Origin of the sequence: Pseudomonas fluorescens (genome assembly GCF_000967965.1) — a bacterium.
Classification (GTDB): domain Bacteria; phylum Pseudomonadota; class Gammaproteobacteria; order Pseudomonadales; family Pseudomonadaceae; genus Aquipseudomonas; species Aquipseudomonas grandcourensis.
In genome coordinates this window covers 129,618-150,418 of the sequence record NZ_LACC01000026.1, presented here as the reverse complement: position 1 = coordinate 150,418, position 20,801 = coordinate 129,618, and the positions used below count along the sequence as shown (strand labels likewise).

The 20,801-nt window shown below is 59.4% G+C and carries 17 protein-coding genes; 8 read left to right on the top strand and 9 right to left on the bottom strand.

Translation table 11 applies throughout. The annotated features are described in order from the left end of the window. Position 1: 1 nt before the first annotated feature. Positions 2 to 1,372, bottom strand: coding sequence for a cache domain-containing protein (locus VC35_RS21805; RefSeq protein WP_046042520.1), 1,371 nt, complete (start codon positions 1,370 to 1,372; stop codon positions 2 to 4). A gap of 212 nt (positions 1,373 to 1,584) precedes the next feature. Here VC35_RS21805 and VC35_RS21800 point away from each other — a divergent pair, with 212 nt between their 5' ends. Together VC35_RS21800 and VC35_RS21795 are read left to right on the top strand one after the other, a co-directional pair. After that, positions 1,585 to 3,642 carry a carbon starvation CstA family protein gene (locus tag VC35_RS21800; protein WP_046042518.1) on the top strand — a complete coding sequence of 686 codons (2,058 nt, stop codon included), beginning with the start codon at positions 1,585 to 1,587 and terminating at the stop codon, positions 3,640 to 3,642. Between the two features lie 2 nt (positions 3,643 to 3,644). Next, on the top strand, positions 3,645 to 3,842 hold the full coding sequence (locus VC35_RS21795; protein ID WP_046042517.1) for a YbdD/YjiX family protein: 198 nt from the start codon (positions 3,645 to 3,647) through the stop codon (positions 3,840 to 3,842). A gap of 251 nt (positions 3,843 to 4,093) precedes the next feature. On the opposite strand, the gene VC35_RS21790 is transcribed toward VC35_RS21795, so the two are convergent. The 4 genes from VC35_RS21790 to VC35_RS21775 all read right to left on the bottom strand — a co-directional run bounded on the left by VC35_RS21790 (position 4,094) and on the right by VC35_RS21775 (position 6,924). Continuing rightward, a complete protein-coding gene (locus tag VC35_RS21790) occupies positions 4,094 to 4,477 on the bottom strand; it encodes a hypothetical protein (protein WP_046042516.1) in 384 nt (127 codons plus the stop codon). Further along, positions 4,474 to 5,886, bottom strand: coding sequence for a PAAR domain-containing protein (locus VC35_RS21785; RefSeq protein ID WP_046042515.1), 1,413 nt, complete (start codon positions 5,884 to 5,886; stop codon positions 4,474 to 4,476). The genes VC35_RS21790 and VC35_RS21785 overlap by 4 nt, the downstream gene beginning before the upstream one ends. Next, the gene (locus tag VC35_RS21780; protein WP_046042514.1) at positions 5,879 to 6,379 is read right to left on the bottom strand and encodes a hypothetical protein; all 501 of its coding nucleotides are present in this window, start codon (positions 6,377 to 6,379) and stop codon (positions 5,879 to 5,881) included. The genes VC35_RS21785 and VC35_RS21780 overlap by 8 nt, the downstream gene beginning before the upstream one ends. Positions 6,380 to 6,717: 338 nt before the next feature. After that, positions 6,718 to 6,924, bottom strand: a complete 207-nt coding sequence (locus VC35_RS21775) for a hypothetical protein (protein WP_046042513.1) — start codon at positions 6,922 to 6,924, stop codon at positions 6,718 to 6,720. A gap of 309 nt (positions 6,925 to 7,233) precedes the next feature. Between VC35_RS21775 and katG the strand changes: the two genes are divergently transcribed. Beyond that, positions 7,234 to 9,429 carry a catalase/peroxidase HPI gene (gene katG / locus VC35_RS21770; RefSeq protein WP_046042512.1) on the top strand — a complete coding sequence of 732 codons (2,196 nt, stop codon included), beginning with the start codon at positions 7,234 to 7,236 and terminating at the stop codon, positions 9,427 to 9,429. Positions 9,430 to 9,557: 128 nt separating this feature from the next. Here katG and VC35_RS21765 read toward each other — a convergent pair whose 3' ends face one another. Together VC35_RS21765 and VC35_RS21760 are read right to left on the bottom strand one after the other, a co-directional pair. Then, a complete protein-coding gene (locus VC35_RS21765) occupies positions 9,558 to 10,640 on the bottom strand; it encodes a 2OG-Fe(II) oxygenase (RefSeq protein WP_046042511.1) in 1,083 nt (360 codons plus the stop codon). A 122-nt stretch (positions 10,641 to 10,762) separates the two neighbouring features. Beyond that, entirely contained in the window at positions 10,763 to 11,308 is a 546-nt protein-coding gene (locus tag VC35_RS21760; RefSeq protein WP_046042510.1) for a TetR/AcrR family transcriptional regulator, read from the bottom strand. 149 nt (positions 11,309 to 11,457) lie between these two features. Here VC35_RS21760 and VC35_RS21755 point away from each other — a divergent pair, with 149 nt between their 5' ends. The 4 genes from VC35_RS21755 to VC35_RS21740 all read left to right on the top strand — a co-directional run bounded on the left by VC35_RS21755 (position 11,458) and on the right by VC35_RS21740 (position 17,767). Continuing rightward, positions 11,458 to 11,763, top strand: a complete 306-nt coding sequence (locus VC35_RS21755) for a LysR family transcriptional regulator (RefSeq protein WP_046042509.1) — start codon at positions 11,458 to 11,460, stop codon at positions 11,761 to 11,763. Positions 11,764 to 11,903: 140 nt separating this feature from the next. Continuing rightward, a complete protein-coding gene (gene mexE, locus VC35_RS21750; RefSeq protein WP_046042508.1) occupies positions 11,904 to 13,145 on the top strand; it encodes a multidrug efflux RND transporter periplasmic adaptor subunit MexE in 1,242 nt (413 codons plus the stop codon). Between the two features lie 12 nt (positions 13,146 to 13,157). Beyond that, a complete protein-coding gene (locus tag VC35_RS21745; protein ID WP_046042507.1) occupies positions 13,158 to 16,349 on the top strand; it encodes an efflux RND transporter permease subunit in 3,192 nt (1,063 codons plus the stop codon). Further along, positions 16,349 to 17,767 (top strand): efflux transporter outer membrane subunit, encoded by a 1,419-nt coding sequence (locus VC35_RS21740; RefSeq protein ID WP_046042505.1) that lies wholly within the window; start codon positions 16,349 to 16,351, stop codon positions 17,765 to 17,767. The genes VC35_RS21745 and VC35_RS21740 overlap by 1 nt, the downstream gene beginning before the upstream one ends. Positions 17,768 to 17,933: 166 nt before the next feature. Here VC35_RS21740 and VC35_RS21735 read toward each other — a convergent pair whose 3' ends face one another. Both VC35_RS21735 and VC35_RS21730 read right to left on the bottom strand, forming a co-directional pair. Continuing rightward, positions 17,934 to 19,499: an aldehyde dehydrogenase (NADP(+)) gene (locus tag VC35_RS21735; RefSeq protein WP_046042503.1), complete on the bottom strand. Its 1,566-nt coding sequence runs from the start codon at positions 19,497 to 19,499 to the stop codon at positions 17,934 to 17,936. Continuing rightward, positions 19,499 to 20,131 carry a cysteine hydrolase family protein gene (locus VC35_RS21730; RefSeq protein WP_046042501.1) on the bottom strand — a complete coding sequence of 211 codons (633 nt, stop codon included), beginning with the start codon at positions 20,129 to 20,131 and terminating at the stop codon, positions 19,499 to 19,501. Before VC35_RS21730 ends, VC35_RS21735 begins: the two co-directional genes overlap by 1 nt. A 99-nt stretch (positions 20,132 to 20,230) precedes the next feature. On the opposite strand from VC35_RS21730, the gene VC35_RS21725 reads away from it, so the two are divergent. Beyond that, positions 20,231 to 20,758 carry a winged helix-turn-helix transcriptional regulator gene (locus VC35_RS21725; protein ID WP_046042500.1) on the top strand — a complete coding sequence of 176 codons (528 nt, stop codon included), beginning with the start codon at positions 20,231 to 20,233 and terminating at the stop codon, positions 20,756 to 20,758. Positions 20,759 to 20,801: the final 43 nt, after the last annotated feature.

Sequence of the window (20,801 nt, the reverse complement as noted above, 5' to 3'; positions counted from 1 at the left end):
CTCACTCTTGTAGTTTTGCGCCAGGTTTCATCGGCAGCCGTACGTCCAGCTCACTTCTGCCCGGCATCGAGATCAGATCGAAGCGCCCGCCAAAATGTTCGACGCGTTCGCGGATGTTACGCAAGCCAATGCCGGCCTGACGACGTTCGACCTGGGCGACGTTGAAACCGATACCGTCATCGACCACCGTCAGCCGCACGGACTCGTCGCAGCCGCGCAGTGTAATGGACACGTTCTGCGCCTGCGCGTGGCGTTCGATGTTGGTCAGGCCTTCCTGGACGATGCGGAACAGCGACACAGCCGCGCCGTCCACCAGTTGGCAGTCGAATTCATTTTCGTCGTAGGTCACGGTCAGCCCGCTGCGCTGCTCGAACTCTGCGGCCAGTTGGCCGATGGCCGCCGGCAGGCCGAGGGTGTCGAGCAAGGATGAGCGCAGGCCGTGGGAGAGGCTGCGGACTTCGCCGATGGCATCGCCCAGGCGCTCGGTGGCGTCCTTTAGCGTGCTCAAGCCCTTGTCATGGGCTTGTCCGCGTTCCAGCAGGTGGCTGGCCAGTTCGAACTGGAATTTGATCGAGACTAGCACCTGGCTGATGCCGTCGTGCAACTCGCGGGACACCCGGGATCGTTCCTCTTCCTGCAGGCTGACGATGCGCTGGGTCAGGCGCTGCAGTTTCTTGTCCGCCAGCCGATGTTCGCTGACGTTGAGGGTCATGCCGGTGGCGAACACGAACAGCACCGCGACCAGGGCGACCACGGCAATCGCCATCATGGTCTTGCGAATGCCCATGGCCACTTCGGCACGGGCCTGCTGGGTGGCGCGTTCGACGTCTTCGAGGTAGATGCCGGTGCCGAGCATCCAGCCCCAGCGATCGAGCATCACCACATAGGCGAGCTTGTCGGTCACCTGGCCGGAGGAGGGCTTGTTCCAGGCATAGCGTTGGAAGCCTTCGCCCGACTGTGCGCTTTTCAGCAGCGCCTGGATCACCGGCAGGCCGTGGGGGTCTTTCATGTCCCACAGGTATTGGCCCACCAGTTCCGACTGGCGTGCGTGCATCAGGCTGCGGCCTTCGTGGTCGTAGACGAAGAAGTAGCCGTTGATGCCGAAGCTGAGCTTGCGCAGTTCTTCCAGCACTTGTTGCTGGGCGTGGGCATCGCCGTGGCCGTCGTCGTACAGGGGCGCGATCAGGCTCTGGGCCATTTCCACGTAGTTTTTCAGTTCCGCGCGCTTGCTCGCCAGAATGCTGTCTTCGATCAGTTGCGCCTGTTGATCGCCCAGTTGGCGATTGAGGGAAATCACCAGCGCACAGATGACGGCAATGGCCAGCACCAGCGGCAGTATCCCGAGGGCGACGATCTTGTGTTTGAGCTGCATGTTGACTCCTGCCCACGCGAAGGCTCGGATCATATGCCAAAGAGGCGTCCTGTAGGAGCGGTGGTGTCTACGTAGAACTACGTAGACACCACGTACGTAGTAACGCGGATTTATTTGTGGACGACATGCGCAGATATTGGGCCAGCTCCGCACTGCGGACACAATTATAAAAATTACCGCCGCAGTCACTGGCTGTCGGCAGGAGACACGCTATGCCCCGTCTGGCTAAACACCTCGCCTGGTTTGCCGTGGCTGTCCTGGGAGCGATTGCGCTGAGTGTCGTGGCCCTGCGCCGCGGCGAAGCGATCAACGCCCTGTGGATCGTAGTCGCAGCCGTCGCCATCTACCTCGTTGCCTACCGCTACTACAGCCTGTTCATCGCCAATAAAGTGATGCAGCTCGACCCCAATCGGGCCACGCCGGCTGTGCTCAATAACGATGGTCTGGACTACGTGCCGACCAACAAACACGTGCTGTTCGGGCACCACTTCGCCGCCATTGCCGGCGCGGGGCCTTTGGTCGGACCGGTATTGGCAGCGCAGATGGGTTACTTGCCCGGCACGCTGTGGCTGATCGCTGGCGTGGTGCTGGCCGGTGCCGTTCAGGACTTCATGGTCCTGTTCATGTCCACCCGCCGCAACGGTCGTTCCCTGGGCGACATGGTCCGCGAAGAAATGGGCCGCATCCCTGGCACCATCGCGCTGTTCGGCTGCTTCCTGATCATGATCATCATCCTCGCGGTGCTGGCGCTGATCGTCGTGAAAGCCCTGGCCGAGAGCCCGTGGGGCATTTTCACGGTGATGGCGACCATCCCGATCGCGATGTTCATGGGCATCTACATGCGCTACATCCGCCCGGGTCGCATTGGCGAAATCTCGGTCATCGGTGTGCTGTTGCTGTTGGGTTCGATCTGGCTCGGCGGGCAGATTGCCGCTGACCCGGTGTGGGCCAAGGCCTTTACCTTTACCGGTCTTCAGATCACCTGGATGCTGATCGGCTACGGTTTTGTCGCGGCGGTATTGCCGGTGTGGCTGATCCTGGCGCCCCGTGATTACCTCTCCACCTTCCTGAAGATCGGCACCATCGTCGCCCTGGCCATCGGCATCCTGGTGACCATGCCCGAGCTGAAAATGCCGGCCCTGACCCAGTTCATCGACGGCACCGGCCCGGTATGGAAGGGCGGTCTGTTCCCGTTCCTGTTCATCACTATCGCCTGTGGCGCGGTGTCGGGCTTCCATGCGCTGATCGCTTCCGGCACCACGCCGAAATTGCTCGCCAGTGAGGGGCATGCCCGTTACATCGGTTACGGCGGCATGCTGATGGAGTCCTTCGTGGCGATCATGGCCATGGTCGCGGCTTCCGTGATCGATCCGGGTGTGTACTTCGCCATGAACAGCCCGGCGGCTGTAGTCGGTGCCGATGCGGTGGCCGTTGCACAAACCGTCAGCAGCTGGGGCTTCGCCATTACCCCGGAAGCCCTGCAAGCCGTAGCCCACGACATCGGTGAAACCACCATCCTGGCCCGTGCCGGCGGTGCACCGACCCTGGCGGTCGGTATCGCGCAGATCCTGCACCACGTGTTGCCGGGCGAGAACACCATGGCGTTCTGGTACCACTTCGCGATCCTGTTCGAAGCGCTGTTCATCCTGACCGCAGTCGACGCCGGCACCCGTGCCGGGCGTTTCATGCTCCAGGATTTGCTCGGCTCCTTCGTCCCGGCGCTCAAACGCACCGAATCCTGGACCGCCAACCTGCTTGCAACCGCCGGTTGCGTGGCTATGTGGGGTTATCTGCTGTACCAGGGCGTGATCGATCCACTGGGTGGCATCAACACCTTGTGGCCGCTGTTCGGTATCTCCAACCAGATGCTGGCCGGTATCGCCCTGATGCTCGGCACCGTCGTGCTGATCAAGATGAAGCGCCAGCGTTATGTCTGGGTGACCTTGCTGCCGGCCGTGTGGCTGCTGATCTGCACCACGACAGCGGGCTTCATCAAGCTGTTCGACGCCAACCCGGCGATCGGCTTCCTCGCACTGGCGAAGAAGTACAGCGATGCCTTGGCTAACGGTCAGGTGCTGGCCCCGGCCAAGAGCATCGACCAGATGCAGCACGTGATCTTCAACGCCTACACCAACGCAACGCTGACTGCGCTGTTCCTGTTCGTGGTGTTCAGCATCCTGTTCTTCGCGCTCAAGGTCGGCATCGCTGCCTGGGGCACCAAGGAGCGTACGGACAAGGAAGCGCCATTCCACGCGCTGCCGGATGCCTGATCATGTTCAATGACCTGAGTCGTCTCGGTAAATACCTCGGTCAGGCCGCGCGCCTGATGGTCGGCATGCCCGACTACGACAACTACGTCGAGCATATGCAGAACAAGCACCCGGACAAACCGGTGATGGACTACGAGGCGTTCTTCCGCGAGCGCCAGGAAGCCCGTTACGGCAGTAAAGCCGGACCGAAGTGCTGTTGAGTGAATAAAAAACCGGCTGAAAAGGTTGTGTGAAAATGCACTTAAGGCCAACCTAACAAATGCCCCGACAAAATCGGGGCATTTGTTTTTGAAATTGGCAGGCCGCGTTTTCACGCTGTCTGCTCCGGCGCTGTTTGCATACCGCAGTCCAGTTTCTTATCTCTCCTGGTGCACCGGCCTTTTATCAGTGGTGCACCAGGCTTCGACTGGAAATGCCGAGGGCCGTCTTTAGCTTGGAGTATTCGTCCATCCTATAATCTGAATTCCACTAGCAGAGATGCAACCAACAGCCAAACACCGCTACCAACCAACATCACTGCTTTGATTTTCAGAAGACGCTTAAGGTGCGGAGGGAAGTTTTTAATATCCACGGGGTCCAGCTCACCAATCCGGATTGATGCTTTGGGCATCATCACCATCCCGGCGATTTTTGCTATCAGCATGATGCGCGCAAGCCAACCCTGATTTCGCAGACCCGGTCCCCAGATGTAGATATAACGACTGTTCTTCAACGCTTCCATCATGGCGTCCAGATGACGGCCCAAATAAAGGGAGTACGCGATACCCGCAACTCCCAATAGCAGTGGCCCGCCATTGAAAACGAGAATCGCCCAGACAGGCCAATTGCTGATCAAGGCTGAGCAGCCTCATACAGTGTCTCGCCGATGACCTCTCCCCGTTGAGCACCTCTGGTCGTACCCACCCATGCGCCAACACCAATTACTGTTGCCACACAGATAACTCCTCCCACGCCTGTAGAGAATCCAAGCGCCAAGCAGACAGGTCCACTTGTATATTTGCCAATCTCACCACCGATAATTCCACCAACAGTAGACCCAGCAAATTTCCCACCTTCAGTAAACCTGACCTTCTCGCACGCAGTTCCAGAGTCACCAACACAAACCTCCTGAATAGCCAGCAACGACGAAACCCCGCCAATGCCAATTCCGATGTAACCACCGGTGCTCATGTACTTGGCAGCCCGACTGATTGCATTCACATGAGTGGAATACCCCGGTATCTGCCCCGGCGCCCCCGCCTTGTCCCAGTGGTGCACCAGACTACGGCTGGAAATGCCAAGCGCCGTCTTCAACTTTGGGTGATCGCCCAAGGTGGTCTGGCCACGCAGGCGAGTGGAGTTCAACAGGTGGGCGTCCAGTTGGGCGAGCAGCCGCTGGCGCTCGGCAAAGAACTGTGGCGATTTGAGGTGGCCATGCTGACGATAGCTTTCCTGATGCAGGCGCTCCATGGCTTGCAGGGTTTCACCCAATCGTGTCAGGTGTTTTTCCATCACCACCGCGCTGACGCCGAGCCAGGTCGAAGTCTCGCCGGTAAAACTGGCGATTTCAGCCGCGTGGCGGAACATGAATTCGGCTTCTTCCGGCGTCAGGGGATCGAGGGCCAACTTGACCTGTTGAGCGGCCTGCATCAGTAGGGCTTCCTGATAGGTGCAGGAGGTGTTGTTCGGATCGCCCAGCACGATCATCGAACCCGCTTTGACGTCTCCGAGACCTGGATTCAGCGCTTGAAACTTCCTCATCACCGCCTGATCACTCCAGCCAAAAAGACTGGCTTCCAGCGCCTCCCGCGTCATGCTTTTGGGCACGATATAGAAGCCGGGTTCCTCAGCCAGGGCGCTGCTGAATGCCGGAGGCGCTGGATGGTTAGCCGAAACGAAACCGGATTGAGCAGGCGCCACCGGGCGACTGCTTACCGACGACTCTACCGGTGGAGCGGCTCGCCTGACACCGGTCGGTGCCGAGCTTTCGTTGCGGTAGCTGGCCGTAGTTACCGAGGGGATCAGTTGGGCCTTACAGGGGCAACCACTATGGCTATCCAGCGTGCCGGCCATGGCCTTGCCATGACTGATCATGTGCGAAATGCCACCGATAATTTTGTAAGTCTCGCCATCCTTGCCACAGGTGACTCGGTCACCGTCGCGGGCATGAGCGATACCGTACATCATGATCCGGGTATCGCCATCCAGGACCTTGCCGCCACAGGTGGTCTTGTCGTCCAGGCCAATGAAATATCCCTTACTCATTGGTTTCTGCTCCCTCGATAGAGGGCAGAAAATCCTCTGCCATCGATACACCTTCACGTGCAACGAGCAGGTAACTGCCTTGCAACGTGTTGATGATTTCGTCGCCATTGCAAAGTCGGCTGCCGACCAGCGCCAAATCATTATCTCCTTCTCCCGCGCCCGTGATGATCTGCGCCGTACCCCCATCGGCATACACGACATAATCGCCTTTCTGTGCCGCAGTGACTTTCTGACCGTTATCCAATGTGAACACCAGCGGCGCTGCGGCCTGTTGGATCACTCCGCCATAACGGGTTTGACTGCCCTCGGTAGCCACACGGTAGATGGCGTAAGGGCGGTGTTCTTCAGTGTAAGCCTGCTGCAGATGGATGATCGCCATGACTTCATTGTCAAATCCCGCAAGTTGCTCTTCGGTGAAGGGAGAGTCGTCCAGGCGGCAGAGAAACTCAGGAGAGACTTCGTTGGTATACAAGGGAAGGGGAGGTGCATTCATTTACAACTTCCTTATCGTCATCGATTTGAATTGCCATCCCTTCTCATCTCGGCAAAAGCGCTGAGCAGAGAGGATATTGGGCGACGACGAATAAGACGGTGGGACGCTTGCTGAAAGCAATCCAATGGCATAGCCAAATGTACAAATAGGAAATTTCGCAATAACTAACAAACCATTTCCTACACGGAAGGAACACAGGCCATGTGAAGTGCGCTTCAGTCCAACCCCTCTAACGTTCCTGCCCCCGGTCACATTCAAGATGTAAGCCATAAAGAAAAATGCTCCATATCTTTCGATACGGAGCATTTTTCTATGAGTGCAGGAACCCCCTGATGGGTTCAGGCGCCGGGGCGATGCGAATCGTCGTCGCCACCGTTGTCCCGGGTCATGGAAACATTGTCAGGCATTCGTCCCTGAGGCTGATGATCCCGTTTGGCGATCTTGAGTGCCCGGTCGGCGACCTTGGCGTTATGCACCAGGCGGCAGAGCACGGCAACGATGATGATCGACAGTAATGACCAGATGACAATGGCGTTTAGGAGCATGGCGAAACCTCTCGCGTCAAACAATCCTTCCGATCGCCAACATCCTTGTAGCAAATAGTATTAATCCATTGTGGCAGGAGTTCATGAACTTGCACTTTCTTGCTGATTTGCGCTGTTTTTCAGCTATCTCCCCAGATGAAGCGACAGTTTCCCCGACCGGTACTTTAATGGATGGTCTGGAGCGACTGATCAAGGGGTTGTCATAGCCTTAATGCTATGGATCCCATACCGAAAAGCTATTTCATCAATCGGTGATCCGGATCCACGCTCAAGGGTGGTTAGCTGAAAACAAAATCAAGAGGAGATGCCATGTCAACTGAATCGAAATGCCCGTTCAATCACGCCGCTGGCGGTGGCACGACGAACCGCGACTGGTGGCCGAACCAACTGAACCTGAAGATCCTGAGTCAACACTCGCCAAAGTCTGACCCGCTGGGGGGCGACTTCAACTACGCCGAAGCCTTCAAGAGCCTGGACTTCCAGGCGCTGAAAAAAGACCTGAATGCGCTGATGACCGATTCCCAGGACTGGTGGCCGGCGGACTTCGGTCACTATGGGCCTTTTTTTATTCGCATGTCCTGGCACGCCGCAGGCACCTATCGCACCGGTGATGGCCGGGGTGGCGCCGGTTCCGGCCAGCAACGCTTTGCACCGCTCAACAGCTGGCCGGACAACGTCAGCCTCGACAAGGCCCGTCGGCTGCTCTGGCCGATCAAGCAAAAGTACGGCAACAAAGTCTCCTGGGCCGACCTGATCGTCCTCACCGGCAACGTTGCACTGGAATCCATGGGCTTCAAGACCTTTGGTTTTTCCGGCGGCCGCCCGGATGTCTGGGAACCGGACGAAGACGTCTACTGGGGTTCTGAAAGCAAGTGGCTGGGGGGCGACGTGCGTTATGGCAAAGATGCCGGGCAAGCTCCCGTAGAGCGCAATCTGGAAAACCCACTCGCCGCCGTGCAGATGGGCCTGATCTACGTAAACCCCGAAGGCCCTGAAGGCAACTCTGATCCGGTCGCCGCCGGGAAGGACATCCGTGAAACCTTTGCGCGCATGGCCATGAACGACGAGGAAACCGTCGCGTTGATCGCTGGCGGTCATGCCTTCGGCAAAACCCACGGTGCCGGTCCTGTCGACCATGTCGGGCCTGAGCCCGAAGGCGCCGGCCTCGAACTGCAGGGCCTGGGCTGGAAGAGCACGTTCGGTACCGGTAGCGGTGCCGACGCCATCTCCAGTGGTCTGGAAGTGACCTGGACGACCACGCCAACCCGGTGGAGCAACAACTACCTGGAAAACCTGTTCGGTTACGAATGGGAACTGACCAAGAGCCCGGCGGGGGCAAACCAGTGGAAGCCGAAAAACGGCGCTGGCGCCGGCACCATTCCAGATGCCTTTGATACGTCCAAACGGCGTGATCCGACCATGCTGACCACGGACTTGTCGCTACGCTTCGACCCGATCTACGAGCCGATTTCCCGGCGCTTCCTGGCCAATCCAGACCAGTTGGCCGACGCCTTCGCCCGTGCCTGGTACAAGCTGATTCACCGTGACATGGGGCCGCTTTCACGCTACCTCGGCCCGGAAATGCCGAACGAAGAACTGCTGTGGCAAGACCCGATCCCTGCTGTCGATCATCCGCTGGTCAATGACAGCGATGTGGCCGCGCTCAAGGGCAAAATTGCGGCCTCGGGGCTGTCAGTCTCGCAGCTTGTATCTACAGCTTGGGCGGCCGCTTCGTCTTTCCGTGGCTCCGATAAACGCGGCGGTGCCAATGGCGGTCGCCTGCGCCTGGCGCCACAGAAGTCTTGGGAGGCCAACCAGCCAGAACAACTGGCCCGCGTGCTGGCAAAACTCGAAAGCATCCAGAACGAGTTCAACAGTGGCGGCAAGAAAATCTCCCTGGCCGACCTGATCGTGCTCGCCGGTGGCGTGGGCGTGGAACAGGCCGCGAAAAATGCCGGCCAAAGTGTGACGGTGCCTTTCACGCCGGGACGCATGGACGCCAGCCAGGAACAGACCGATGTCGAATCCTTCGGTTTCCTTGAACCGATTGCCGACGGTTTCCGTAATTACCTGAAGCAACAGTACCGTGTGCCGGCCGAAAAATTGCTGATCGACAAGGCGCAACTGCTGACGCTCAGCGCGCCGGAAATGACGGTATTGCTGGGTGGGCTACGGGTGTTGAACGCCAATGTCGGCCAGAGCAAACACGGTGTCTTCACCTCACGGCCGGAAGCCTTGACCAATGACTTCTTCACCAACCTGCTCGATATGGGGGTGGAGTGGAAGCCCGTGTCGGATGCCCAACAGGAGTTTGAAGGGCGTGATCGCAAGACCGGTGCAGTGAAGTGGACAGGGACGCGGGTTGACCTGGTCTTTGGTTCCAATGCGCAGTTGCGTGCGTTGGCCGAGTTCTATGCCACCGCCGATGCGCAGCAGAAGTTCGTCAAGGACTTCGTCGCTGCGTGGACAAAAGTGATGAACCTGGATCGCTTCGATCTGAAATAGGAGAGGTTGTCGTAAATTTGGAGCCGGCACGACTGCCGGCTCCAATCACAGCTGAAGGCTTTCAGCACTATCAGTTCGCCGGTATTCAAGGCCATCTGTAATGACAGCTCAATTGTGTTGAGCACGAGTCAGCCGTCAAGAAATGGGAGATTCTCTTTTCGAACGACGCGAGCAGCATCATCGTATAGAAACGGGAGAAACATATAACGGCGACCTTTGGTTACCGGAGTGGCTTCGTGCAAAAGTGAACACGAAAACACCACAGCTCCTCCTGTTGGAGCGCTGTAATGCATTTTTCCAAACTCTGGAAAATGCAGAAAACCGCCTTCGTACTCTCCCGTATTAAGAAACAGGGAAACGGCAAAACGGCGATGCGCTGTACCCTTCGTGGTGTTATCCCTATGGGGCCGGAAATGCCCGCCTTCATCGCCGTTGTAGCAGGCCACCATATAGCGCTCCATTCGAGTGGCATTGAACTGGAACGCTTTATGTAGCTCTGGAAGCAGACGGTTGGCTATACGCAACGAACATGCTTTGGATAGAGCCTCGTCTTCAATAATGCAGTCACGACGTTGCTTGTGGCCACGGTCGGTGACGTGGACGGTTTTACCCGACTGCTCCACCATAAACCCGGACTCCTCTCCGCCACGTTCGTCGTAGTGACTTATTAGTGCTTTACACAGCTTGGGCTCAAATATACGGGGAATCACCAGGACTGGTGCGTGTGGAGTGGCGGCATGTGGCGGTGCCAGTGCGGGTAATCTATCCAGAAAGCGCATTAAAGAGGGGACATGGTTATCAACCGGCGTCTCGATCGGGACGATGGCCAGGATACGTAACGCAGGATCCAGCACATAGGTCATTTGCCTGATGCTGCCGTCTATCTGCAATGTACCGTAGAGCTTACTGACTGACCGATCGAAGTCCCAGATGAAGCGCATGCCAGGTATCGAACTTTCTACCCGCTTCAGCTTTTCATCATCTGGATCTACGGACACACCGAAGAAGCAGACGTGATCGTCATTGAACCGCTGGCGATGGGCCTGAACAGCTTCCAGAACTTTAATTGATGTGGGATCAGCCGCAGAACCAAAAAAAGTAAGCACTACATACCGACCGGCAATAGTGTCGAAACAAAAGCGCTCTCTTTGTTGAGTGCGGCAATGGAACCAAGGGGCAGGTCCACCGACTGAAAACGCTGTGGCGCGCATCACAACTCCTTGCCGGCAGGCAGTGGATCGCTAGCAGGAAGAACTCCAGGCACTCGAAACTTGCAGGTAAAGCTAGTTCAGACTTGTTGAAGCTGCCTGGAGCGCTGATGGCGACTCCTCATTTACCAGGCATCGATCACCGATTGCAGGAACTGCTCCGACAACCGAGGGTTGTCCAGGGCCCTGGCGATCAGTATGGCCCCGGTGATCGATGACAGGATGCGCAAGGCCTCCTGGTGTTTTTCATCATCGGTTTGGCCGTCGACCAAAGGCAGCAGCGTTTCGATCAGGGTCTGCACGCCTTGGGTGAACGAGTGGCTGACGGCACCGCCGTTGCGCGCGACATCGGCCCCCAGGGCAGGGATCGGGCAGCCTTCGGTCCAGTTGCTCAAGTGGCTTTGGGTCAGGTACCCCTTGAGCAGTTCGGGGATGGATTTGGCTGCTCGCCAGTCTTCGATGTTGGTTTCGAACGTGCGGCTGACCGCCTCTGACGCCAACTGCTCCTTGCCGCCGGGGAACTGTCCGTAAAAGCCGCCATGGGTCAGGCCCACCGAGCGGGACAGTTCGCCGATACCGATGCCGTCGATTCCTTTTTCCCGGTACATCTTCGAGGCTGCGCCGAGGATCGCTTCCTTGTTGGCTGCTGCCTTGTCTTTCGTCACTTTCATGAGTGGGGTCCTGTCATCCGATGAGCGCCCTGGCAAATTTTTGCTGAGGGGCTGGCATTGATGATGATCATAATATAAATTCGCGGCAATGGCTTTGCAGGCCGACGAGCCCGTGGCTCAAGTCAGAACACCTCACAGGGTGCCACCCCATGAAACGTCATGATCTGCGCAGTATCGACCTCAATCTGCTGGTGATTTTCGAGGCGCTCATTCAGGAACGCAATGTCACGCGGGCCGCGGAAAGACTTTCCCTGGGCCAGCCGGCGGTCAGCGGCGCGTTGGGTCGATTGCGTACGCTGTTCAACGACCCTCTGTTTAAACGCATTGGCCACAAAATGGAACCGACCACCCGGGCCTTGCAGGTGGCGCAAACCCTTGGGCCCGCATTGGACTGTATCTGCGCTGTCGTCAGTCTGACGGCTTCCAATAAAAACCCAGTTGATTCAGAGGCTTGATCTGAGCATTCATTTTTTTTGCCCTTAAACATGATAGTCATCATTAATGATGATAACCAAGTTCACTCCGTTCAATTCGTCGCTGCCCCCTGTGCGGCCGAGAATTCTCCAACCCCTAAACCGTCAGGCGGACACTACCCATGCAACAGTCACTCAAACCTTTGCGTTATCCCCTTGCTGCATTGGCGTTGGCGACCCTCACTGCTTGCGGCCACGCACCCGATGCCGCCAAGGCTCCGGGTGCGCCGCCTGTCACGGTCGCCAAAGTGCTCGAGCAACCCATCACCGAATGGGATGAAGTCACCGCCCGCCTGGAAGCACCGGAAACCGTCGTGGTTCGCCCGCGGGTGTCGGGGCAGATCGATCGAGTCGCCTTCACGGATGGCGAGTCGGTGAAGAAAGGGGATTTGCTGTTCCAGATCGATCCACGGCCGTTCGAACACGAAGTGCATCGTTTAGAGGCGCAATTGCAACAGGCTCGCGCCACGCTGGTTCGAACTGGCAATGAAGCGCAACGGGGCCAGCGCCTGCTGAGCAGCAATGCCATTTCGGCGGAACTGGCCGACACGCGCAATACCACCGCTCAGGAAGCCCGTGCCGCCGTCGATGCCGTGCAGGCGCAACTCGATCTGGCACGCCTGAACCTGAGCTTCACCCGCGTCACCGCGCCGATCAGCGGCCGGGTCAGTCGTGCTGAAATCACCGCCGGCAACATCGTCACCGCCGACACCTCGGCGCTCACTAGCGTGGTCTCCACCGACAAGGTCTACGCCTATTTCGACGCCGACGAGCGCCTGTTCCTCAAGTACGGCCAACTCTCCCGCCAAGGCCGGCGCAGCCAGTCGACACCGGTGTACATGGGCTTGTCGAACGAAGAGGGCAATAGCCACCTGGGGCAGATGAACTTCGTCGACAACCAGGTCAATCCCAAGACCGGCACCATCCGTGGCCGCGCGGTGTTCGACAACACCGACGGCCAATACACCCCGGGGCTGTATGCCCGATTGAAGCTGGTGGGCAGCGCAGCCTACGCCGGCTTGCTGATCAAAGACGAAGCGGTGGGCACCGACCTGGGCAAGAGGTTCGTGCTGGTGATCGACCAGGACAACAAGGCCGTGTACCGCAGCGTCGATCTGGGACCGAAGCTCGAAGGCTTGCGCATCGTGCGCAGCGGTTTGCAGAAAGAAGACCGCATCGTCATCAACGGCCTGCAACGGGTTCGTCCCGGCGCGGTGGTCGCGCCGCAGGACGCGCCGATGGCCGACGCAGAAACCGTCGCCACCCTGGCTCGTCAACGCCAGGCCATCGAGGCGGGTAATCAGCCCGTCGCTCCGTCCCCGGCACTGGTGAAAACGGATACAACCGTTTCGCCTCGTGGATAAAGGAACACCGTCATGAAGTTCTCACAATTCTTTATCACGCGGCCGATCTTCGCTGCGGTGTTGTCGCTGCTGATCCTGATCGCCGGCGCCATCGCGCTGTTTCAGTTGCCGATCAGCGAATACCCCGAGGTAGTGCCACCGACCGTGGTCATCCATGCCAACTACCCGGGTGCCAACCCCAAGGTGATTGGCGAAACCGTAGCTGCACCTCTCGAACAAGCGATCACCGGCGTCGAGAACATGCTGTACATGTATTCGCAGTCCACGGCCGATGGCCGGCTTACCCTCACGGTGACCTTCGCCCTCGGCACTGACCTGGACAACGCCCAGGTGCAGGTGCAGAACCGCGTGACCCGGACCGAGCCAAAGCTACCCGAAGAAGTGACGCGCATTGGTATCACCGTGGACAAAGCGTCGCCCGAGCTGACGATGGTGGTGCACCTGACCTCGCCGGACAAGCGCTACGACATGCTGTACCTGTCCAACTACGCGATCCTCAACGTCAAGGATGAGCTGTCGCGCCTGAACGGTATCGGTGACGTGAAGATGTTCGGTATCGGCGACTACTCGCTGCGTATCTGGCTCGATCCGAACAAGACCGCTTCACGCAACCTGACCGCGACTGACGTGGTCAATGCGGTCCGCGAACAGAACCGTCAGGTCGCTGCCGGCCAACTGGGCGCACCGCCTGCGCCCAACGCCACCAGCTTCCAGATGTCGATCAACTCCCAAGGGCGGCTGGTCACCGAGGAGGAGTTCGAGAACGTGATTATCCGCAGTGGTCCGGACGGCGAAATCACTCGCCTCAAGGACATTGCGCGGATTGAACTCGGCTCCAACCAGTACGCCCTGCGTGCCTTGCTCAATAACCAGGAAGCGGTGGCGATGCCGATCTTCCAGCGCCCGGGTTCCAATGCGATCGACGTCTCCGATCAGGTGCGGGCGAAGATGGCCGAGCTGAAGAAGAACTTCCCGGAAGGCATGGACTACGAGATCGTCTACGACCCGACCATCTTCGTGCGCAGTTCGATAGAAGCGGTGGTTCACACGCTGTTCGAAGCGCTGATTCTGGTGGTGCTGGTGGTGATTCTGTTCCTGCAAACCTGGCGCGCTTCGATCATTCCATTGGTGGCGGTACCGGTGTCGTTGATCGGCACCTTTGCCGTGATGCACCTGTTCGGCTTCTCGCTCAATGCCCTGTCGCTGTTCGGTCTGGTGCTGGCCATCGGGATCGTGGTCGATGATGCGATCGTGGTGGTGGAGAACGTCGAGCGCAACATCGAGTTGGGCCTCGAGCCGATCGAGGCAACCAAGAAAGCCATGGGCGAGGTGACCGGGCCGATCATCGCCACGGCGTTGGTATTGTGCGCGGTGTTCGTCCCTGCTGCCTTTATCTCCGGTTTGACGGGCCAGTTCTACAAGCAATTCGCACTGACCATTGCCATCTCGACGGTGATCTCGGCGTTCAACTCCTTGACCTTGTCGCCGGCATTGGCCGCGGTATTGCTCAAGGCCCACGGCGCGCCGAAAGACCGTTTCTCCAAAGTGCTGGATCGATTGTTCGGTGGCTGGCTGTTCAAACCCTTCAACCGCGTATTCGAAAAGGCCAGCCATGGCTATGTGGTTGCCGTCGCCAAGGTCATTCGTGGCAGCAGCGTGGCCTTGCTGGTGTATGCCGGGCTGATCGCCATGACCTACATGGGCTTCAGCACCACGCCGACCGGTTTCGTGCCGACCCAGGATAAAAAGTACCTGGTGACCTTCGCGCAACTGCCGGACGCCGCCAGCCTTGATCGTTCGGAATCGGTGATCCGTCGCATGAGCAGCATCGCCATGAACGAGCCGGGCTTCGACAGCGCCGTGGCGTTCCCGGGGCTGTCGATCAACGGCTTCACCAACAGCCCGAACGCCGGTATCGCCTTCATCGGCTTGCGGCCCTTCGATGAACGCAAAGACCCGAGCCTGTCGGCAAAGGCGATTTCCGCTTCACTGAACGCCAAGTTCGGCAGCATTCAGGACGCCTACATCGCCGTGTTCCCGCCACCGCCCGTTCAAGGCCTGGGCACCATCGGTGGCTTCAAACTGCAGATCGAAGACCGCGGCAACCTGGGCTATGAAGCCCTGTACAAAGAGACCATGAACGTCATCGCCAAGAGCCGCAGCGTTCCGGAACTGGCCAATCTGTTCACCAGCTTCACGGTGAACGTGCCGCAGGTCGATGCCGCGATCGACCGGGAAAAAGCCAAGACCCATGGCGTGGCCGTCAGCGATATCTTCGACACGTTGCAGGTGTACCTGGGCTCGCTGTATGCCAACGACTTCAACCGTTTCGGCCGCACCTACCAGGTCAACGTTCAGGCAGACCAGCAATTCCGCCTGGAACCGGAGCAGATCGGCCAGTTGAAGGTGCGCAACGACCATGGGGAAATGATCCCGCTCGCCACCTTCATCAAGGTCAGCCCGACGTCGGGGCCTGATCGGGTCATGCACTACAACGGCTTCATCAGTGCGGAAATCAACGGTGCGGCGGCTCCCGGCTTCAGCTCCGGCCAGGCCCAGAAAGCCATCGAGAAACTGCTCAAGGAAGAACTGCCCAACGGCATGACCTACGAGTGGACCGACCTGACCTACCAGCAGATCTTGTCCGGCGACACCGCGTTGCTGGTGTTCCCGCTCTGCGTCCTGTTGGCGTTCCTGGTGTTGGCTGCACTGTATGAAAGCTGGAGCCTGCCGCTGGCGGTGATCCTGATCGTACCGATGACGCTGCTGTCGGCGATTGCCGGGGTGATCATTTCCAAGGGCGACAACAACATCTTCACCCAGATCGGCTTGATCGTGCTGGTGGGCCTGGCGTGCAAGAACGCGATCCTGATCGTCGAGTTCGCCAAGGACCGGCAGGACCAGGGCTTGTCGCCGCTGGATGCCGTGCTGGACGCCTGTCGCATGCGTTTGCGGCCGATCCTGATGACTTCGATCGCTTTCATCATGGGGGTGATTCCGTTGGTGACTTCCACCGGAGCCGGTTCGGAAATGCGTCGCGCCATGGGTGTCGCAGTGTTCTCCGGAATGCTCGGGGTGACCTTCTTCGGGTTGCTGCTGACGCCGGTGTTCTTCGTCCTGATTCGTCGCTACATCGAACGTAAAACCGCGCGCAAGGCGGCCCGGGTTCAAGCACTCAACGTTATTGATTCGGAGGCACACTGATGAACACTTTCAAGCTCTTCCTTCCCGGCCTCCTGGTGACGGCATTGGCCGCCTGCACCGTAGGGCCGGATTACAAAACCCCGGACACAGCGCCTGCCCATGTCGTCTCGGCACAAGGGGCCCACTACGATCAATCGCGTTTTGAAACGGTGTGGTGGCAGCAATTCGACGACCCCACGCTGAACCAGTTGGTTGGCAAAGCGCTCAATGGCAACCGCGATCTGCGTGTGGCCTTCGCCCGCTGGAAAGCCGCCCGGGCCATCCGCGATGACGTCAGCAACGACAATCTGCCGGTGGTCACCAGTCGGGTCAGCAGCGTGCAGGGCAAGTCGCAGGTGCCGGGCTTGACTGAGAGTCGGGTCAATACCGAACGCTACGACCTGGGCCTGGACATGGCCTGGGAGATCGATCTGTTCGGGCGCATCCAGCGTGAGCTGGAATCCAGCGACGCCCGGGAAGACGCCACGGCGGCGGATCTGTATCAACTGCGGGTGACCATGATCGCCGAGTTGGTGGACGCCTATGGTCAGCTGCGCGGTGCGCAATTGCGGGAAAAAATCGCCCTGGCCAACCTGAAGAATCAAAGCGAATCGCGCGCCGTGACGGTGAGCCTGCGTGACGCTGGTGTGGGTAACGAACTCGACGTGGTGCGCGCCGATGCCCGATTGGCGGCGGTCGAAGCGAGCGTGCCGCAACTGCAGGCGGAACAGGTACGCGACAAAAACCGCATCGCCACTCTGCTGGTCGAACGCCCGGACACCCTGAGCATCGACTTGAGTCCAAAGGATTTGCCGGCCATCGCCAAGGCATTGCCGATTGGCGATCCCGGCGAACTGTTGCATCGGCGCCCTGATGTGCTCGCGGCAGAGCGCCGGTTGGCGGCGTCAACGGCTGATGTCGGCGTGGCCACCGCCGACCTGTTTCCACGGGTGAGCTTGAGCGGGTTCCTCGGGTTCACGGCGGGGCGCGGTTCGCAGATTGGCTCCAGTGCCGCCCGTGCCTGGAGCCTGGGGCCGAGCATCACCTGGGCCGCGTTTGACCTGGGCAGCGTGCGGGCGCGCATTCGTGGCGCCAACGCCGACGCCGAGGGTGCATTGGCGACCTATGAACAACAGGTGCTGCTCGCACTGGAGGAATCGGAAAACGCCTTCAGCGACTACGGCAAACGCCAGCAACGCCTGCTGTCGCTGATCAAGCAAAGCGAGTCGAGTCGCGCAGCGGCCGATCTGGCGGCGACGCAATACAAGGAAGGGGTGGTGGACTACCTGGTGTTGCTGGATGCGCAACGTGAGCGCCTGAACGCCGAGGATGCCCAGGCACTGGGTGAGACCGATCAGTACCGCGCCATTGTGGCGATCTACAAATCCTTGGGCGGTGGTTGGGACAGCGGCGATACCAGGCTGGCGAAAAACAACTGACAGGAGCGTAATTCCGTTCATTCAAGAGACAGAGCGAACAATAAAGAACCTGTGGCGAGGGAGCTTGCTCCCGTTGGACTGCGTAGCAGTCCCATTTTTGGGGCCGCTTCGCGCCCCAGCGGGAGCAAGCTCCCTCACCACAGAAAGAATGTTCGTCTTTTTTTCGTCAATGACCATCCACAACTCGCGGCAGCCCCAACGGATTACCCTCGCGCAGAGCCTCCGGCAGCAGGGCATCGGGAAAGCCCTGGTAGGCCACCGGGCGCAGGAAACGCTCGATGGCGGTCATGCCCACCGAAGTAAAACGACTGTCCGAGGTCGCCGGAAACGGCCCGCCATGCACGGTGGCGAAACACACTTCCTGCGGATGGGCGAAGGCATTGACCTCGATGCGTCCGGTGCGTCGCTCCAGGGTTGGCAGCAAGCGACGGGCCAGTGGCAAATCGTCCTGTTCAAGATGCAGGGTCGCGCTGAGTTGCCCCTTCAATGAGCGCGCGACCCGCAACAGTTCATCTTCATCCCTGACCTTCACCAGCAGCGCGAACGGGCCGAATACCTCCTGCGAAAGCAACGTCTCGGCGAGAAAGCGTTGGCCATCGACCTCGAACAGCGCCGAGCGGCCATCGAATTCTGCGGTCGATGTCGAGCCAACGGCGACGAGGCTGGCGCCGGCGCTTTCCATTGTACACAGCCCTTTCAGGTACGCCCCATGGATGCCCGGTGTCAGCATCGTGCGTGCCGGTGCTTCGCTCACGCGTTTGCTCATGGCGTGGCGCAGCGCTGCAAATCCTGGACCTTCGACGGCAACCAGAATGGCCGGTTTGAGGCAGGCTTGCCCGACGTTGACCAGCATGCGCTCAACAAAGCCATCACCGATCTGCGCGCCGCGTTCGGCGAGAGCTTGGGGCAGGATGAAGGTCGGGTTGACGCTGGTCATTTCGGCGAAGACCGGAATCGGATCGGGACGTAACTGCGCACGCCGATACAGCGCCATGCCACCTTGTTCGGAACCGGTGAAGGTCACGGCCTTGATCAGCGGATGATCGACCAGCGCTTCGCCGATGGCATTGCCGGAGCCGCGCACCATGGAGAACACGCCTTCGGGCAATTCGCTGTCTTGCACCGCCTGGCGGATAGCGCGGGCCTGGATTTCCGAGGCGCCGGGATGCGCGTTGTGCGCCTTGAGAATGACGGTCGAACCCGCCGCCAGCGCCGACGCAGTATCGCCGCCGGCCACCGAGTAGGCGATGGGGAAATTGCTCGCGCCGAAAATCGCCACCGGGCCGATGGCGATTTTTTGCAGGCGATGGTCCATGCGCGGGCGTGGCTGGCGCTCCGGTTGTGCGGGATCAATGGCCAGTTGCAGGAAGCGCCCGGTGCGCACCACATCGGCGAACTGGCGGAACTGGGTGGCCGCTTTGATTGCCTCGCCTTCCAGTTGTGCCTCGGGTACGCCGGTTTCCAGGGCGGCCCGTGCAGCCAGCGCTCCACGAACGCTATCGAGATTGTCGGCGATGCGTTCGAGAAACGCCGCACGCACGGCAAGCGTGGTATGGCTGTAGACATCGAATGCTTCATCGGCCAGGGTCGCAGCCCGGTCGACATCGGCCACACCACCCAGTGCGAACGCCGGTTCAATCGGCTGGTTGATCGCGGGATTGAGCGCCTTCAGGGTGCCTTCGCTGGCGGCGACATCGCTGGCGCCGATCAGCAGTTTGCCGGTCAACTGCATCACGCACCTGCCTTTGCCAGCGCGGCAACCAGTTCATCGGTGGTCAGGATGGCGTGAGCGAAGGTCGGGCCGTTGAGCTCATGGGCCGAATGCATCATTTCCGGCTTGAAGGCGGCGGTCGCATCCCGTACCAGGGTGACGTGATAGCCGAGTTCCTGAGCGTAACGGGCGGTTGCCTCGATGCAGGTATTGGCCAGCAGGCCGACGATGATCACGTGGGTGATACCTTTCTGCTTGAGGCGGAAATCGAGGTCGGTATTGGCAAAACCGCTGGAGCCCCAATGCTCCTGCACGACGATGTCGCCGTCCTTCGGCGCGAAGTCGGGGTGCCATTCACCGCCCCATTCGCCCCGTGCGAAGTGGTGCATATGCATGACCTTGCACTGGGTGGGGCTTGGGTGATCCCAGTTTTCGTAGTCGCCTTTTTCCCAGCGGCGGTGCGGTACGATGACCACCGGGATGTTGAGCGCGCGAATGGTGCGATCAAGCGTACGCAGGTTGTCGAGCAGGCCGACTTGCTTGGCAATGGGCTCGATCAAGGGGTAGATCTTTCCGCCATCCGACAGAAAGTCGTTGTAGGGGTCGACCAACAGATAGGCAGTCCGGTCAAGAGGGTAGGTGGCATTGGACATGACGGTTCTCCGCAAAATAATCCGTGGATGGTGAAGTGTAGTTGCTCAAAATTTACGTTGATATGATAACCATAGTAACTAGGAAGGAGGCAATACCGCATGTCGGTGAAAACAACTGTTTCTGAAACCCTGTGTCCGATTTCCCGGGCCGAAGCCGTCGTGGGCGACCGCTGGACGGTGCTGGTCTTGCGCGAACTGTTCATGGGCAGCCATCGCTTTGACGACATCCAGGCGCAGACCGGCGGTACGCCGCAAATGGTCGCGGCGCGCTTGAAGAGCATGGGGGCCGACGGGCTTGTAGAGCGCCGCGCTTACAGCGAACGGCCAAAACGCTACGAATATCACCTCACGGAAAAAGGCGACGCGTTTTACTCGGTGGTCCTGGCGTTGCGGGCCTGGGGTGAAACCTGGTGCAAGTCGCCCGAGGAAGGCCTGGCGGTGGTCTATACCCACCGCAGTTGCGGCGAGCCCGCCGGGCTCGGTCCGCTGTGTGCCCATTGCGGGCAGCCATTGCGCCGCGCCGACCTGATCAGTGAGCCAAGTGCCGCCTATGTCGCCGAACGCAGCGCCCGGCGCGAAGCGTTCAAGGGCAGTCGCGGGGCCGATCCGGTAACAGCGAGGGAATAAGACCAACGACGTGCCGGCAGTTGCGGCTTTGTATCCGCAGGTA